Here is a 15913-nt window from a genome sequence, read left to right as displayed (position 1 = left end):
TTCGAACATGCACACAGCCATCACCATAGACGCCCTCAAAGTCCTTGACGCCATTGACCGCAAAGGCAGTTTTGCCGGCGCCGCCGGCGAACTCTTCCGGGTACCCTCGGCCATAAGCTACACCGTGCAAAAACTGGAAGAAGACCTGAACGTTGCCATCTACGACCGCACCGGCCACCGCGCCAGGCTGACCCCGGCGGGTCATTACCTCCTGGAAGAAGGCCGCACCCTGCTGGAGGCGGCAGAAAACCTTGCCCACACAACCCGTCAGGTGGCCCAGGGCTGGGAAACCAGATTAAAGATCGGATTCAACTCATTGCTGCCGGCACAATGCCTGTTCCCGGCCATCCGGGAATTCCATGAACTCGGAGTGCCGGTCGATGTGCAAATCGTGGAAGAAGTGTTTGCCGGCACCTGGGACGCCCTGCAAAGTCGCCGGGTCGACCTGATCATCGGCGCGGACAATTTCAGCAAACCGTCGGGAAACTTCACAACCAGAGCCCTTGGTGAAATGCCTTTCGTGTTTGCTGTCGGCCCCGATCACCCGCTGGCAAGTGCCGAAGAGCCTCTCTCAGAGGAGGATATCTCCCGGTACCCGGCAGCCGTGGCGGCTGATACCTCGCGTTCGCTGCCACCGGGACATGCCGGCATTTTTCGCCGGCAACGAACCCTGACCGTCGCCAACATCGACCAGAAAATTGCGATTCAGGCCGCAGGTCTCGGCGTCGGGTGGCTACCCAGGGCAAGAATCAGCCAACAGCTGAAAGACGGTAGCCTGATCTCCAAGCAGGTGCACGAGCCCCGGCAGCCCATCATGCTGCATCTTGCCAGACATGCTGAAGACCAGGGCAAGGCCCTTATGTGGTTCTGGGACCGGCTCAGCCGGGAAGAAGTTGTAAAACCAACGCCCAAGGGAGTTCTCTGATGCGGCAGCTGTCGGAACTGGATGCCTCGTTCCTGTACCTGGAATCGGAAACGACCCCGATGCATATTGGCGGGATCTATCTCTTTGATGCCAGCGAACGAGAAACACCACTGGCCTTCAGTACATTTGTTGCCTACCTTCGCAGCCGGCTCCACGTGGTGCCGGTGTTCCGTCAGCGTCTCAAGGAAATCCCCCTGCGCCTGGGCCGCCCCTACTGGATCGACGACCCGGACTTCAGTATCGAGCGCCACCTCGCCTACGTCAATCTCGGCGAACATGGTCGCAAAGCCAGCCTTATGAAACTGGCCTCCAAGATTCTGGAGGAACCCCTGAAAAGAGACCGTCCTCTTTGGCACATAACGTTCGTGGACGGTTTCAAGCTGGATGAGGAGGATGCCGGCAGTGCGGGCTTTGCGCTGATCGTGAAGTTACACCATGCGGCTATCGATGCCTTCAGCGGCGAAGAAATCATCGGAAAGTTACTCGAGTACACTCCGGAGCCTCGCTCGATTACACCACCCCGGCCCTGGCACCCCCGACCAGAACCTTCGGAAGAGCGGGTCATGTTGCAGGCAGGCGCAAATATCCTTCGAACACCACTGCAATTCACCTCGCTCGCCGTCAATGCCGCCGAAGCCACCGCACGGGGGTTGATTCAGAAGCAGTTACGCAAACTGCCTCTGCCACTGCCGCTGTTCTCTGCCCCCCATAGCCCGTTTAACCGGCAGATAACCGCGAACCGGCAAATTATCGCGGCCAGTGTTGAGCTGTCTCGCCTGAAAACGGTGAAGGCGTCCCTTGGGGACGTCACCCTGAATGACGTGGTTCTCGGTTTGTGCGCCGAGGCCCTAAGACGGTACCTGATCAGCGAGGGCTCGGACGCCGGCAAATCCCTGGTGGCAATGACTCCAATTTCTGTTCGCTCAAACAGCTTGCGCAGGGCGACCGGAAACCAGATGTCCGCCATGCTGCTGGATCTCGCCACCAACGAGCCAAACCCTGCGCAACGGATTCGCCGGATTCATTGGAACGCAGTCGCCTCGGAGCCCTACCGTGAGGCCATAGCCGCCGACCGGCTAACGGAACTTTTACCGTCAACCATGCTGGCCCTGTCCGCCAGACTTTACTCGGAGTTGCAGATTGCCCAGCGTTATCAGCCGGTATTCAATCTGCCGATCACCAACGTTCCGGGCCCCCAGGTACCGCTATATCTGCAGGGAGCGCGTCTGGTTCAGCAGTACAACACGGCGCCGCTGTTCGACAGCATGGGGCTGGTGATAGTGGCGGTAAGCTATGAAGGCAGGCTGACACTGAACTTCACCACCTGTCCGGACGTGGTCGCAAACGGGGATTCATTGCAGGCCCATGTCGCCGAAAGCCTTGATGCGATTGAGGAGGCGATACACCGGCTCGGGGCAGACGACGGCCACGGGCCAATTCCCGCAAGTTCAACCCAGACCCTGGCGGACGATGCGATGACGGCGCTGGAGGGACTTCTGAAGAAAGCCTTGAGCCGTTTCCGGGGCTGAACACGGCCCGGAAACGGCGGGCGCAGGATCAGAGATTATTCAAACGCCCAACGGAGAAACGCTTTTTTCTCCTCGTCGCTTGCCGTTGCCCAAACCGCCTTAAGCTGGTCGAGGGCATTAACATCATTCGCGGAAGCGCCCTCAGACGGGGATTCAGGGATGGGAGTCCGGGCTACCCTGCTTGCTTCAGCGGGATTCCATTCGGTCGAGCTTGCCACTGAATCCCCCGCCGAGGACACAATCGTTGCAGAAAACTCCGGCATCATCCGTTCTGCTTCCTGCCGGGAATCCGGTTGCTTGAATTCAAAGCGGTAAGTCTCGCCAGCGATGGCTTCGAAGCGGGCCTCCTGAGGCTTGCTTTCGATAACGTGAACTTTCGATTCCTCGTTTCTGACCACCCCGCTCTTTGCCCAAATGGTTTTGTAGACGAAAACAACCTCGTTTTCACCGGGCAGCAAAGCATAGTCCAGCGCCAGGTCGTTCATTAGGAAGTTGCCCGTGGTGCGGCCATTCACCCGGGTAACCCGAATTTCACCCGGTGTTTTCAGTGTCGCGGCGTTCGTCGCTGCCTCTGGATTGCCGTCCCAGGTCTCTACCCTACTTACCGGGGAGGCACAGCCCACCAATGACAACGCAAGCAATGCTGCCAGCCCGGCGCGAAGGCTAACGGCGTGTTTATGCCAGCCTTTCATCGCCGATTTGAAACCACGGTTAACGTGACAAATGCTCATTTAATCTCCTTGGCTATGAGGAACAAAACAGATTCAGGCTCGCGCCGGACCCGTAGCATTTTGACCAGTGCATCTGACAAGGGCAAGGCAATGGCATAGCTTTGCCGGCCTGTCCCGAGCCGCGGTCTCTGATCCCGTTTGAGACGCACCCCGTAAAAATGTAAAAAAATGTTGAATTCGTCCTGAATTGGATTAATTTTAAACAGATCGGCAGACATTAACGCGGCGCCCGAAAAAGCAGAACAGAAAAGCGGGCACAGGAGACACCATGGATACCCAATGCAGAACCGGAGAACAAGGGCCGGTTCCCTTTCGCAGTAGTCGATTCTTTTGTGTGGGGAGCAAATGGTACTTCACTACCCGGGAAGGGTTTGACAGTGGCCCGTTTGCGTCACGGGAACGAGCCGAGACTGGCTTAAAGCGATTTTTACATGTTGTCCGGTTGTTACCCGAAGAACAGCAACTTCATTAACAGGGAGCCTCATTGAGGCCCCCTAAATCATTACCGGGATCAGCCAGCGGTCAACTGCCCAAAGGCAGACCAGAGCCATAACCCCCGCCAGCACATCGTCCACCATGATACCAAGCCCACCGGGCATTCGTTCGTCCAGCCACCCGATGGGCCATGGTTTTGCGATGTCAAAAAGACGGAAAAGCAGAAAAGCGCCCAATACGCCGTAAATGGTATCCGGAAACAGTCCCAGGGCGATCCACATCCCGACAAATTCATCCCAGACAATGCCCCCGTGATCGTGGACCTTGAGGTCCTCAGCGGTTTTTCCGCACAGCCAGATACCCACGACAAAAGCCAGCAACACCACCAGCCAGTAGGCTATCGGTGGTAACCAGGCGAAGCCATACCAGAGAGGAATTGCCGCGAGACTTCCCCATGTTCCGGGAGCCCGTGCCGTTGCACCGCTACCAAAACCGAAGGCCAGCAAATGGACCGGATTACGCAGGAATCCCGGAGGCAGGAGAACTTCGGGAATTTCCGGTTCGGACGCCTCATCTTTCTGGCTCATGGTCTGCTCCTGAAATGATCGAACCCGGCATCTGCACCACACGGCTTACCATCGAGAATCAACCCGGGCGGGGATTCAACCGTACCAATCACCGACAGTTTTTTCCGGACCGCGTCCGGGGCGTTTCTCCAGCACTCTGCGGGGATGGTCAGGCACAACTCATAGTCATCCCCGGACCGCAGCGCATAATCCAGCGCTGCATCGCCTTTCAGGCGCTTCAGATGCGGTGATACCGGCAGTCGGGCACTGTCGATGCTCGCCCCGACGTCAGAGGCCTCAAGAATATGCCCAAGGTCCGCAAGCAGGCCGTCAGAAATATCAACAGCGGCACTCGCAATGCCACGGACAGCGCTGCCAAGTGCCAGCCTGGGCCGCGGTGAATGATAACGATCCAGCAGGGCTGTAACGTCTGGCGAAGGGCTCGCCTCGTCAAGGTAGTCCAGCGCCGCACCGGCGTCTCCAAGCGTTCCGGAGACCGCGACAAGGTCACCAGGCCGGGCACCCGCGCGCCGAATGGCGGCTCCATGCTCAACGGTTCCGTGCACCTGAAGAGTCAGAGTAAGCGGACCGGAGGTTGTATCACCGCCGGCCAGCGCCATCCCGAACGCATTGCTGGCACTTCTGAGCCCGCCGGCAAAACCTGCAAGCCATTGTTCGTCTGCAGCAGGCATGGTCAGTGCAAGGGTAAAGCACTCCGGATCGGCCCCCATGGCGGCCAAATCACTTGCCGCTACGGCCAAAGCACGCCAGCCAAGGTAATCCGGGCGATAATTCCTGGGAAAGTGGACACCCTCAACCAGGGTATCCATGGAGAAGACGAGATCCCGGCCCGCGGGAATATGCTGAATTGCGCAGTCATCCCCCGGCCCCAGAATCAGGGACCGGGCTGTCTGCTGCCTGGCGAGCGGCAAAAAATAACGCCGAATCAGCTCGAACTCGCCCATCAGCTAGCGGGCACGGGAGCGTGTCTCGGCAAGCCGGAGTCGGCCGCTCAGCTTGTCGAGGATGCTGTTGACGAATTTATGGCCCTCGGTGCCACCAAAGCGCTTGGCCATTTCAATGCCTTCGTTAATAACCACCTTGTAGGGCACATCAAGACGATGTTTCAGTTCATAGGCACCAAGCCGGACAATGGCCAGCTCCACCGGATCCACCTCATTGATCGGGCGATCCAGGAACGGCTCAATCAGCTTGTCCAGTTCGCCCTGCTCCCGGTGTACACCACGGAGCAGGTCGCGGAAGTACAGCAGATCAACCTTGCTCGTGTCATTGTCAACCATGAACTCGGCCTCAATGTCGGAAATGGCCGTCTTGCTGAAGTGGCGCTGATAAAGCCCCTGCATGGCCAGAGCCCTGGCGCGGCGTCGATCACCGGCTTTCGGCTGGCCGGCCGGTGCCGGCTGCGGTGATGTACCTTCAGTTTCGCTCATTACTCACCCAGTTTCCTGAACAGGCTGACCATTTCAAGGGCCGTGATGGCCGCTTCGGCGCCCTTGTTACCAGCCTTGGTGCCCGAACGCTCGATAGCCTGTTCGATGGAATCCACCGTCAGCACACCAAAGGTCACCGGTACGTCTGTATCAAGGCTTACCGCGCCGATACCGCTTGACGCTTCACCGGCAACGTATTCGAAATGCGGGGTGCCGCCACGAATGACGGCACCCAGCGCAATGATGGCATCGTACTCGCCGGTTTCGGCAACACGCTTGACGGCCAGTGGCATCTCATAGGCGCCAGGCACCCGCACAATGGTGACATCATCATCGGAGATCCCGTGGCGGCGCAGGGTATCCAGCGCGCCTTCAACCAGGCTTTCAACAACAAAACCGTTAAAACGGCCTACCACCAGCGCATAACGCCCGGTGCACTCGGTAAAATCACCTTCAATTACTCTGATATCCGCCATCGATGGCTCCTTCACGTGTCGCGGCACCAATGCCACGACCGGGTTTATCATTCAGGGGTATAGGGAACGTACTCAACAACTTCCAGATCAAAACCGGAAATGGCCGAGAACTTGATCGGCGGGCTCAGCAGACGCATCTTGCCCACACCGATGTCCCGGAGAATCTGGGAACCGGTGCCCACGGTGAAATAAACACCGGAGCTGCCCTTGCCGGAGGACCCTTGCCCTTCATCAAAAAATTCGTGGATGCGGTCTTCCAGGTTATAGCTGTCTTCGGCGCTGTTCAGCAGAACAACCACACCCCTGCCCTCGGTTGCCACTTTTTCAAGGGCGTGGTGCAGAGGCCAGCTTCGTGAATCCTTGCGGCGGGCACCCAGAAGGTCCCGCAAGGTGTCGGTGATGTGTACACGTACAAGAGCCGGCTCTTCCTGGGAAATACTCCCCTTCACCATAGCCAGGTGAGTCGCACCCTGGATATTGTCACGGTAAGTACGAAGGCTGAAGACACCGTATTCGGTGTCCAGGTCGTTCTCTTCCACACACTCAACGGTGCGCTCGTTCATGGTGCGGTAGTGAATCAGGTCGGCAATGGTACCAATCTTGAGATCATGTTCTTCGGCAAATCGTTCCAGGTCTTCCCTGCGGGCCATGGAGCCATCGTCGTTCATGATCTCGCAGATCACACCCGCCGGCTCGCAACCAGCCAGTCCGGCAAGATCGCAGGACGCTTCGGTATGGCCGGCGCGACTCAGAACACCACCCGGATCGGACATCAGCGGAAAGATATGGCCGGGCTGAACCAGGTCACTCGCCTTCGCGTTGCGGTCTACCGCCGCCTGAACCGTGCGGGCACGGTCTGCGGCAGAAATACCGGTAGTCACGCCCACGGCCGCTTCAATGGACAGAGTAAACTTGGTACCGAAACCGGACGCGTTCTGCTGGACCATCAACGGAAGACCTAACTGCTCACAGCGATCCCGGGTCATGGGCATGCAGATGAGGCCGCGGCCAAAACGGGCCATGAAGTTGATGGCTTCAGCCGTGCAATGCTCGGCGGCCATCACGAGATCGCCCTCATTCTCGCGATCCTCGTCATCCATCAGTATGACCATCTTGCCCTGACGGATATCTTCAATGATGTCTTCAATGCTGTTCAGTGCCATATGGTTTTGCACCCTTGCGGAGTTCCGGCAGCCATCTGCTGATGAAACCTCCTGAATGTATGGATTACCGGCGAGCGAGAATCAGGCGCTGATCCTCCCCTAGCTGACGTCGGTCCAGCACCTTCCATTGTACTTTATCTGCCATGGTTTCCAGCAGCAGGCGCGCGGTCGGACGTCCCGTACTACCGAGGAAAACCGGCGCCTGATAGAGCCAGAGTTCGTCTACCAGGCCTTCGCTGATGAACGTGCCTGCCAGTGTGGGGCCCGCTTCGACCAGCAGCTCATTGATGCCGAGTTCCCCGAGAGAATCCAGCAGTTCGGCCAGATCAATGCCGTTGTCCTTCCAGGCCACCCCGGTGAGACTGATGCCCAGTGCCGCCAGATCCTGGGCCGGTGTCGTCGCCAGAGTTGACGACGCACAGAACACCTGCACATTGCCACCCTGCAGGATCTTCGCCGAACAGGGCGTCCGCGCATCCCGGTCGGCGATCACTCTCAGGGGCTGCCTCGATGGCTCCGTGGCGTCACCGATATCGCCCAGCTCTTCACGGCGAACAGTCAACGATGGATCGTCCACCAGAACGGTACCGACACCCGTGAGGATGGCATCGCTGATGGCCCTGAGACGCTGCACATCCCGGCGGGCATCGCTGCCGGTTATCCACTGGCTCTCGCCGGAGGCCATTGCCGTGCGGCCATCCAGACTGGCCGCCATTTTCAGACGCACCCAGGGACGACCGGTGTTCATGCGCTTCATGAAACCCGGATTCAGGCGGATGGCTTCATCCGCCAGCAGGCCTTCAGTAACCCGGACCCCGGCTTTCCGAAGCATATCCAGTCCACGCCCGGACACCGAAGGATTCGGGTCCTTTGTCGCCGCATAGACATGGGCCACTCCGGCGTCGATCAGAGCCCTGGCGCAGGGCGGTGTGCGGCCGAAATGGCTGCAGGGCTCCAGAGTCACATAAGCCGTGGCACCCCGGGCATCCGGGCCAGCCTGGCTCAGCGCACGGATTTCGGCATGGGCTTCGCCGGCACGCTCATGCCAGCCCTCCCCGAGCACCAGATCGCCCCGGGCGATGACGCAGCCCACCCTGGGGTTGGGGTGCGTCGAGTACCGACCGCGCCAGGCAAGCTGGACAGCCCGGGCCATCATGGCCCTGTCGCGGTTTTCGATCATGCTTTTCCTTCTGCAGAGCGGTTATCTGCCAGTGCCTTGGCAACATCAACGGCTGTATCTCCATTGCTGGCAGACAGGCGCTCGATTTCTTCCTTAAACTCGTTGATATCCTGGAAGCTGCGATACACCGACGCGAAACGGACATAGGCCACTTTGTCCAGTTGCCGCAACTCGGTCATTACCTCCTCACCCAGCTGCATCGATTTCACTTCCCTTTCACCGGTCGCCCGCAAACGGTACTTGATGCGGTTCAGGGCGGCATCGATCTGCTCAATGCTGACTGGCCGCTTCTCCAGTGCCTTCATCAACCCCGAGCGCAGCTTTTCCTCATCAAAAGGTTGCCGGGTGCCGTCCTGCTTCACCACCCGCGGCATCACCAGCTCGGCAGACTCAAAAGTGGTGAAACGCTCACGGCACGACAGGCATTCCCTGCGGCGACGCACCTGATCGCCCTCGGCCACCAGCCGGGAATCAATCACCTTGGTATCTGCTTCACCACAGAAGGGACAATGCATAGTCAGGAGCTCCGGAGAGGAAGCCGGGCCGACTGATCGGCCCGGCGGGTCATGCCTGTAGTCTAGCTATAAAACGATCAGCCGTAGACAGGGAAACGGGCGCACAGAGCACTCACCTGCTCACGAACCCGACTGTTTACCGCCTCATCCTCCAGGTTATCCAGGATGTCGCAGATCCAGCCAGCAAGGTCACGGCACTCAGACTCACCGAAACCACGGGTGGTAATCGCCGGAGTACCAAGGCGCAGACCGGAAGTGACAAACGGAGAGCGAGGATCGTTGGGGACCGCGTTCTTGTTCACGGTGATGTGTGCCCGCCCCAGCGCCGCATCTGCGTCTTTGCCAGTGATGTCCTGCTTGATCAGGCTAACCAGGAACAAATGGTTCTTTGTGCCACCGGACACCACGTCATAGCCACGATCCACAAACACCTGGGCCATGGCAGAGGCGTTCTTGACCACCTGCTGCTGATAGGTCTTGAACTCGTCGCTCATAGCTTCCTTGAAGCAGACGGCCTTGGCGGCAATCACGTGCATCAACGGGCCGCCCTGGCTGCCCGGGAACACCGCAGAGTTCAGCTTCTTCTGCAGATCAGCGTCGTCACAGGCCAGGATCAGGCCGCCACGGGGACCACGCAGGGTCTTGTGGGTGGTGGTCGCAACCACGTGGGCGTGGGGAATCGGATCCGGGTACACACCGGCGGCTACCAGGCCGGCAACGTGCGCCATGTCGACAAACAGAAAGGCGCCAACCTTATCCGCGATTTCACGGAATCGGGCAAAGTCCAGTTCCTGGGAATAGGCGGAGAAGCCGGCAATGATCATTTTCGGCTTGTGCTCAACCGCCAGCGCTTCCACTTCGTCGTAATCGATCAGGCCGGTTTCCGGGTTCAGGCCATACTGCACGGCATGGTAGATCTTGCCGGAGAAGTTGACGCTGGCACCGTGGGTAAGATGACCACCGTGCGCCAGACTCATACCGAGAACGGTATCACCGGGTTTCAGCAGCGCCATAAACACAGCAGAGTTTGCCTGGGAGCCGGAATGCGGCTGCACGTTCGCGTAGGCGGCACCGAATAGCTCTTTGGCGCGCTCAATCGCCAGATCTTCGGCAATATCCACAAACTCGCACCCGCCGTAATAGCGCTTGCCCGGGTAGCCCTCCGCATACTTATTGGTCAGCATGCTGCCCTGGGCTTCCATCACCCGGGGGCTGGTGTAATTCTCGGACGCGATCAGCTCGATATGAGCTTCCTGGCGCTTCTCTTCCGCCTGCATGGCGTTCCAGAGTTCGTCGTCAAAGCCGGCGATTTTCATTTCACGATTAAACATGGATGCGCTGCCTCTGTGTGCTTGGCTGGCCCGGAGAGCTTTGGCAATCTCCGGAGGCTCCCTGAAAAATTGGGCCGCTATTCTATCTTACAAACGGGTGAAAAATCATCCTTTATACCGTCCGCAGATACCGGCATGCGGCCAACGCCGGTTTCTGCTCAATTGCTATCACTGGTAGGTTTCGATACCTTACCGGGTCAATAGCACTAGCTCGGATCAAGGGCGGCGGGGCTGGCCTTCCGGGATCGTCAAAATCAGGGATGATTTTGTCGAGCGTACATGGACGTATTCACAGCGTATCCCGGAAGGCCAGCCCCGCCGCCCGAACCATCAGATTGCGAATTCACGAACCTGTCTTACCAAGAGGTTTACGCCAACATGGCCCAATACGTATACACCATGAACCGCGTGGGCAAGGTGGTACCGCCCAAGCGAGAGATTCTGAAAGACATCTCACTGAGCTTCTTCCCCGGCGCCAAGATCGGCGTTCTTGGCCTTAACGGTGCTGGTAAATCCACCCTGCTTCGCATTATGGCCGGCGTGGACCAGGATTACATCGGCGAAGCCCGCCCCCAACCGGGCATTAACGTGGGCTACCTGCCCCAGGAGCCGGAGCTGGACGAAGAGAAAACCGTCAAGGAAATCGTCGACGAGGCGGTCTCCGGTGTTCATGACGCCCTGGCGGAACTGGACCAAGTTTACGCAGCCTACGCCGAACCGGATGCGGATTTTGACGCCCTCGCCAAGAAACAGGGCGAACTGGAAGCCTACATCCAGGCCACCGACGGCCACGACATTGAACGCAAGATGGAAGTCGCCGCCGACGCGTTGCGCCTCCCGCCCTGGGATCAGAAAGTGCAAATCCTGTCCGGTGGTGAGCGCCGCCGTGTTGCCTTGTGCCGCCTGCTGCTGTCCGGCCCAGACATGTTGCTGCTGGACGAGCCCACCAACCATCTGGATGCCGAATCCGTGGCCTGGCTTGAGCGCTTCCTGCACGATTATGAAGGCACCGTGGTTGCCATCACCCACGACCGGTATTTCCTCGACAACGTCGCCGGCTGGATCCTGGAACTGGACCGTGGCCATGGCATTCCCTTCGAGGGCAACTACAGCCAGTGGCTGGAGAACAAGGAAAAGCGCCTGGAGATGGAGTCCAAGCAGGAGGCCTCTCACCAGAAAGCCATCAAGCAGGAGCTGGAATGGGTTCGCAGCAACGCCAAGGGCCGTCAGTCCAAGAGCAAGGCCCGCCTGGCCCGCTTTGAGGAGATGAGTTCCCAGGAGTTTCAGAAGCGCAATGAAACCAACGAGCTGTACATTCCGCCTGGACCTCGCCTCGGCAACAAGGTGATCGAAGTGGACGGTATCAGCAAGTCCTTCGGTGACCGCCTGCTGTACGAAGACGTGTCCTTGAGCGTACCACCCGGTGCCATCGTGGGCATTATCGGCGGCAACGGTGCCGGCAAATCGACCCTGTTCAGGATGATCGCGGGTTACGACCAGCCTGACTCCGGCACCATTACCGTCGGTGAAACCGTGGAACTGGCCTACGTGGACCAGATGCGCGACCTGGACGGCAGTAAAACCGTCTGGGAAGAACTCTCCGACGGCAACGATATTATCAAGGTAGGCAACTACGAGACCCCGTCCCGGGCCTATGTGGGGCGCTTCAACTTCAAGGGCAGCGACCAGCAGAAACGGGTTGGCGACCTGTCCGGGGGTGAGCGTAACCGCCTGCACCTGGCCAAACTGCTCAAGGAAGGCGGCAACGTCCTGCTGCTGGACGAACCGACCAACGATCTGGACGTGGAAACCCTGCGCGCCCTTGAAGAAGCCCTGCTCAACTTCCCGGGCTCCGCCCTGGTGATCTCACACGATCGCTGGTTCCTGGACCGGGTAGCCAGCCATATCCTGGCGTTCGAGGATGACGGCGAAGTGGTGTACTTCGAGGGCAACTTCACGGAATACGACGAAGACTTCAAGAAGCGCAAGGGCGATTCTGCCATGCAGCCCAAGCGTATGAAGTACAAGAAGCTGGCCTGATGTTAGTAAAAGAGGGGTCATGAAAGAGGGTGCTAAAAGAGGGGTCAGATGAAAGCTTTCATCTGACCCCGTTTTCATGAACCCGTTTTCAACCCCGTTTTCACATCTGCCCCCGCTTTCATCCATTATCCCCCGAGATCGCCATGGCCAAAGCAAAAACCGCCTATGTCTGCACCGAATGCGGTGCCGACTACTCCAAATGGCAGGGCCAGTGCACCGCCTGCCAGGCCTGGAATACCATCAGCGAAGTCCGCGGTGTCAGCAGCAACATCAAAGGCGCTCGTGGCGCCCGCTTCGAGGGCTTTGCCGGCAGCCTGTCGGAAGTCCAGAGCCTGGACGACGTCAGCCTGGCTGAACAGCCTCGCATCAGCTCGGGCATGCAGGAGTTCGACCGGGTTCTCGGTGGCGGCCTGGTGGAGGGGTCGGCCGTTCTGATGGGCGGCCATCCGGGCGCCGGCAAGAGTACCCTGCTGCTTCAGGCAGTATGCCATCTGGCCGCCAGCGTCCCCGCGCTTTATGTCACCGGTGAAGAATCCCTGCAGCAGGTCGCCATGCGCGCCAAGCGGCTGGGATTGCCCACCAAAGACCTGAAGATGCTGTCTGAAACCAGTGTTGAGCGGGTGATGCAGGTAACGGAAGCAGAAAAGCCGCGGATTCTGGTGGTGGACAGTATCCAGGTGATGCACGTGGCAGAGATTGAATCAGCCCCCGGCAGTGTGTCCCAGGTACGCGAAAGCGCCGCCTTCCTGACCCGCTTTGCCAAGCAGACCGGCACCATCCTGTTCCTTGTCGGGCACGTTACCAAAGACGGCAGCCTGGCCGGCCCGAAAGTTCTGGAGCACATGATCGACTGTTCCATCCTGCTGGAAGGTTCCAGCGACAGCCGCTACCGCACACTTCGCGGCATCAAGAACCGGTTTGGCGCGGTGAATGAACTGGGCGTATTCGCCATGCTGGAACAGGGCCTTAAGGAAGTGAAGAACCCCAGCGCGATATTCCTCAACCGTGGCGAGGAAGCGGCGCCCGGCAGCGTGGTGATGGTGGTCTGGGAAGGCACCCGGCCCATGCTGGTGGAGATCCAGGCACTGGTGGACATGGCCCAGGGCGGCTATCCGAGACGCGTGGCGGTTGGCCTGGACCAGAACCGGCTGGCGATGCTTCTCGCCGTATTGCACCGTCACGGCGGCATGCATGTATCTGATCAGGATGTGTTCGTGAACGTGGTCGGCGGTGTGAAGGTGAATGAAACCAGCGCCGACCTGGCATTGTTGGCCGCGATTGTCTCCTCCTTCCGCGACCGCGCCCTGCCCCAGGATCTGGTGATTTTTGGCGAAGTCGGCCTTTCCGGCGAAATCCGACCGGTCCCCAGCGGCCAGGAGCGCATTTACGAAGCCGCCAAGCACGGCTTTACCCGGGCACTGGTGCCCAAATCCAATGCCCCCCGCAAGGCCATCGAGGGCATGAAAGTGATTCCGGTGACCAAGCTCAGTGACGCGCTCTCGGCTCTGGAAGATCTCTGAGTATCTTGTCTTGGGAGTTGACGGACAGGATGGCTTTTCTATTTCCAAAAACCGCTACGAGCACATCCATGTGGGCTTGTTTCCGGCCATCCCTGGCCTCCAACATTTTTGGAAATAGAAAAGCCATCCTGTCCTGCATGCTTGGCAGTAATAGTCCCACCCTCATATCTCTTAGCTTTTGACCCGCAACGTAGGTCAGATTAGGCGAAGACGTAATCCGACAAAACCCGCCTAATCAATGAGATGAGCAAACTCCCTCTCCAACAGCGCCTGATCACCAAGGTTAAGCTCAACAAGACGTTTGAGGTGGGTAGCGCTATCAAGGTCAATGTACCGACATTTGAAGCCAAGCCTGTGCGGCTCCACGTGCCTGAGCTCAACCGCCATAACAATACCTGCTTCATGATCATCCAGGTGAATAATCACCTCACACGGCTGATTCAAAGGCACATCCCACCCCTCCGGCCGTTTTACCAGAACGCCTTTCAAGGAAATATCCAGCACCTCGGTGGTCCAGACAGTCTCCAGACAGTGGAGTTCGCAGGGCGCGTCGAATTCAATCCGGTGAAACCGGCGTTTTTCGGGAGTTTTGGTGGGCAAGTGACTACTCCTGTTTACCGATCTTGGTTTACCTGACTATAGACCGGACAGAAGGATGCATCCAGAGGATTTTGGAGTGGTCGATTGTTAGGAAGATATATCGCCGCTGTGAGATAGAGGCCGTTGTGGGGCCCTTTCCAAAAATGTTGGAGGCCATGGATGGCCGGAAACAAGCGCACAGGGAAGTGCTTGTAGCGTTTTTTGGAAAGGGCCCCACAACGGCCTCACCTGCAAAGCCCTCAGGCTAGGGGAAAAAGAACCCCAATGCTCAGCGGTGATACTCCGGACTCAATTCAACGACCGCCTCGATGAACGCCTTGGCATGCTCCGGATCCACGTCCGGTGTAATTCCGTGGCCAAGGTTGAAGATGTGCCCTGTGCCGGAACCATAACGGCGCAGGATATCCGCCACTTCTTGGCGAATCCGCTCAGGCGGCGCGTACAGCATGGCCGGATCCATGTTGCCCTGAAGGGCTACGTGATCGCCAATGCGGGCGCGGGCGTTGCCGATGTCCGTGGTCCAATCGAGACCAACGGCGTCGGCGCCAGAGTCCGCGATGGACTCCAGCCACTGACCGCCATTCTTGGTGAACAGGATTACCGGTACTCTGCGGCCGTCATTCTCGCGAATCAGGCCGTCGACGATTTTCTTCATGTAGCGCAGCGAGAACTCTTCATAGGCCCAACTGCTGAGCACGCCGCCCCAGGTATCAAAAATCTGCACCGCCTGGGCGCCGGCCCTGATCTGGCCATTCAGGTAATCGATAACCGCATCCGCCAGATGGTCCAGCAACCGGTGCATCACCTCCGGCTGGCCGTACATCAGCTTCTTGGCTTCCCGGAAATCCTTGGAGGAACCACCTTCGATCATATACGTGGCCAGGGTCCATGGGCTGCCGGAGAAACCAATCAGAGGCACGCTGCCGTTCAGGGCGCCGCGAATGGTAGAGACCGCGTTCATGACGTAGTCCAGATCCACCCTGGCGTTGATTTTCGGCAGTGCAGCCACGTCGGCTTCAGAACGAATGGTGTTCCGGAACTTGGGGCCTTCCCCGGTTTCAAAGTAAAGGCCCAGCCCCAGTGCATCCGGAATGGTCAGGATGTCCGAGAACAGAATGGCGGCGTCCAGGGGGTAACGTTCAAGCGGCTGAAGGGTGACCTCGCACGCCAGCGGAGTATTCTTGCACAAGCTGAGAAAATCCCCGGCCTTCGCCCGTGTGGCGCGGTATTCCGGCAGGTATCGCCCTGCCTGTCGCATCATCCATACCGGAGTACGGTCCACGGGCTGGCGCATCAGTGCGCGCAGGAAACGGTCATTTTTCAGCTCGGTCATGGCAACTCCTGGTCTGGGAAACGAATTTTCTGGAAGGTAATGATACGCGGTTTAGGTCAATTGGAAAGGTGTCGGATCAATTGGAAAGGCGTTAGAGAGAAGCCAGGTGAACCAGGGG

General features: G+C 58.6%; 17 protein-coding genes. 5 read left to right on the top strand and 12 right to left on the bottom strand.

Going from position 1 to position 15913, the window contains the following annotated elements:
* Positions 1-7 precede the first annotated feature (7 nt).
* Positions 8-925 carry a LysR family transcriptional regulator gene (locus D0851_RS16295; protein ID WP_117619571.1) on the top strand — a complete coding sequence of 306 codons (918 nt, stop codon included), beginning with the start codon at positions 8-10 and terminating at the stop codon, positions 923-925.
* A complete protein-coding gene (locus D0851_RS16290; protein WP_117619570.1) occupies positions 925-2454 on the top strand; it encodes a WS/DGAT/MGAT family O-acyltransferase in 1530 nt (509 codons plus the stop codon). The genes D0851_RS16295 and D0851_RS16290 overlap by 1 nt, the downstream gene beginning before the upstream one ends.
* 35 nt (positions 2455-2489) lie before the next feature.
* On the opposite strand, the gene D0851_RS16285 is transcribed toward D0851_RS16290, so the two are convergent.
* Both D0851_RS16285 and D0851_RS16280 read right to left on the bottom strand, forming a co-directional pair.
* Positions 2490-3185, bottom strand: coding sequence for a DUF2057 family protein (locus tag D0851_RS16285; protein WP_117619569.1), 696 nt, complete (start codon positions 3183-3185; stop codon positions 2490-2492).
* A complete protein-coding gene (locus D0851_RS16280; RefSeq protein WP_117619568.1) occupies positions 3182-3403 on the bottom strand; it encodes a hypothetical protein in 222 nt (73 codons plus the stop codon). Before D0851_RS16280 ends, D0851_RS16285 begins: the two co-directional genes overlap by 4 nt.
* Before the next feature lie 50 nt (positions 3404-3453).
* Between D0851_RS16280 and D0851_RS20645 the strand changes: the two genes are divergently transcribed.
* Positions 3454-3657 (top strand): DUF6316 family protein, encoded by a 204-nt coding sequence (locus D0851_RS20645; RefSeq protein WP_099619836.1) that lies wholly within the window; start codon positions 3454-3456, stop codon positions 3655-3657.
* Positions 3658-3679: 22 nt separating this feature from the next.
* Here the strand turns inward: D0851_RS20645 and D0851_RS16270 are convergent, their stop codons facing one another.
* The 8 genes from D0851_RS16270 to glyA form a co-directional block, all read right to left on the bottom strand.
* On the bottom strand, positions 3680-4207 hold the full coding sequence (locus D0851_RS16270; RefSeq protein ID WP_117619567.1) for a phosphatidylglycerophosphatase A: 528 nt from the start codon (positions 4205-4207) through the stop codon (positions 3680-3682).
* On the bottom strand, positions 4204-5151 hold the full coding sequence (gene thiL, locus D0851_RS16265) for a thiamine-phosphate kinase (RefSeq protein WP_117619566.1): 948 nt from the start codon (positions 5149-5151) through the stop codon (positions 4204-4206). Before thiL ends, D0851_RS16270 begins: the two co-directional genes overlap by 4 nt.
* A 3-nt stretch (positions 5152-5154) precedes the next feature.
* Complete coding sequence (nusB, locus tag D0851_RS16260; protein WP_117619565.1) at positions 5155-5637, bottom strand: transcription antitermination factor NusB; 483 nt, start codon at positions 5635-5637, stop codon at positions 5155-5157.
* Positions 5637-6113, bottom strand: a complete 477-nt coding sequence (ribE, locus tag D0851_RS16255) for a 6,7-dimethyl-8-ribityllumazine synthase (protein ID WP_117619564.1) — start codon at positions 6111-6113, stop codon at positions 5637-5639. Before ribE ends, nusB begins: the two co-directional genes overlap by 1 nt.
* Before the next feature lie 47 nt (positions 6114-6160).
* Complete coding sequence (ribBA, locus tag D0851_RS16250) at positions 6161-7276, bottom strand: bifunctional 3,4-dihydroxy-2-butanone-4-phosphate synthase/GTP cyclohydrolase II (RefSeq protein WP_117619563.1); 1116 nt, start codon at positions 7274-7276, stop codon at positions 6161-6163.
* Between the two features lie 64 nt (positions 7277-7340).
* The gene (gene ribD, locus D0851_RS16245; protein WP_117619562.1) at positions 7341-8456 is read right to left on the bottom strand and encodes a bifunctional diaminohydroxyphosphoribosylaminopyrimidine deaminase/5-amino-6-(5-phosphoribosylamino)uracil reductase RibD; all 1116 of its coding nucleotides are present in this window, start codon (positions 8454-8456) and stop codon (positions 7341-7343) included.
* Positions 8453-8971: a transcriptional regulator NrdR gene (gene nrdR / locus D0851_RS16240; RefSeq protein ID WP_117619561.1), complete on the bottom strand. Its 519-nt coding sequence runs from the start codon at positions 8969-8971 to the stop codon at positions 8453-8455. Before nrdR ends, ribD begins: the two co-directional genes overlap by 4 nt.
* Positions 8972-9048: 77 nt before the next feature.
* Positions 9049-10302 carry a serine hydroxymethyltransferase gene (gene glyA / locus D0851_RS16235; RefSeq protein WP_117619560.1) on the bottom strand — a complete coding sequence of 418 codons (1254 nt, stop codon included), beginning with the start codon at positions 10300-10302 and terminating at the stop codon, positions 9049-9051.
* A 378-nt stretch (positions 10303-10680) separates the two neighbouring features.
* Here glyA and ettA point away from each other — a divergent pair, with 378 nt between their 5' ends.
* Together ettA and radA are read left to right on the top strand one after the other, a co-directional pair.
* The gene (gene ettA, locus D0851_RS16230; protein WP_117619559.1) at positions 10681-12342 is read left to right on the top strand and encodes an energy-dependent translational throttle protein EttA; all 1662 of its coding nucleotides are present in this window, start codon (positions 10681-10683) and stop codon (positions 12340-12342) included.
* 143 nt (positions 12343-12485) lie between these two features.
* Positions 12486-13862 (top strand): DNA repair protein RadA, encoded by a 1377-nt coding sequence (radA, locus tag D0851_RS16225; RefSeq protein WP_117619558.1) that lies wholly within the window; start codon positions 12486-12488, stop codon positions 13860-13862.
* Between the two features lie 231 nt (positions 13863-14093).
* On the opposite strand, the gene D0851_RS16220 is transcribed toward radA, so the two are convergent.
* Both D0851_RS16220 and hemE read right to left on the bottom strand, forming a co-directional pair.
* Complete coding sequence (locus D0851_RS16220; RefSeq protein ID WP_117619557.1) at positions 14094-14462, bottom strand: PilZ domain-containing protein; 369 nt, start codon at positions 14460-14462, stop codon at positions 14094-14096.
* Between the two features lie 268 nt (positions 14463-14730).
* Entirely contained in the window at positions 14731-15795 is a 1065-nt protein-coding gene (gene hemE, locus D0851_RS16215; RefSeq protein WP_117619556.1) for a uroporphyrinogen decarboxylase, read from the bottom strand.
* Between the last annotated feature and the right edge of the window lie 118 nt (positions 15796-15913).

The sequence above is a fragment of the Marinobacter sp. Arc7-DN-1 genome (genome assembly GCF_003441595.1).
GTDB lineage: Bacteria > Pseudomonadota > Gammaproteobacteria > Pseudomonadales > Oleiphilaceae > Marinobacter > Marinobacter metalliresistant.
Note: the sequence above shows the minus strand (reverse complement) of the source record. Positions and strands in the feature narration are given on the sequence as shown.